This window comes from Acinetobacter sp. AND/436 (genome assembly GCF_049546925.1).
GTDB classification, from domain to species: Bacteria; Pseudomonadota; Gammaproteobacteria; order Pseudomonadales; family Moraxellaceae; genus Acinetobacter; species Acinetobacter indicus.
On sequence record NZ_JBMXBO010000051.1, the window covers coordinates 1 to 315 of the forward strand.

Below are 315 nucleotides of genomic sequence, written 5' to 3' on the forward strand. Positions count from 1 at the left end.
GAATATGTTTTATCAGAGGAAGAATATTTCCAATTAGATGGATTATATGCACATATAAATTGTGATTATGGCGGAATTATAAAATATATTGGAGAAGACCTATTGGATTTATATGACTTCTTTAATGAAGATGAATCATATAAAGAATTGATTCTTGAGTATTTTGGTAAAAAGGAATTAAGCCAGCCCGAAAGACTGTATCTGAGCAATTTCTCTTTCTAAAACATTGTTCTGAATAATACCTGCATCTGCAGGTATTTTTAACTGTGGTAACTGTGGTAACTGTGGTAACTGTGGTAACTGTGGTAACTGTGG

At 32.1% G+C, this 315-nt stretch carries 1 protein-coding gene; it reads left to right on the forward strand.

The genetic code is table 11. From position 1 onward, the window contains the following. The coding region (locus ACPEPR_RS13840) for a hypothetical protein (protein WP_423562569.1) at window positions 1–222 on the forward strand (222 nt) is incomplete at its 5' end. Window positions 223–315: the final 93 nt, after the last annotated feature.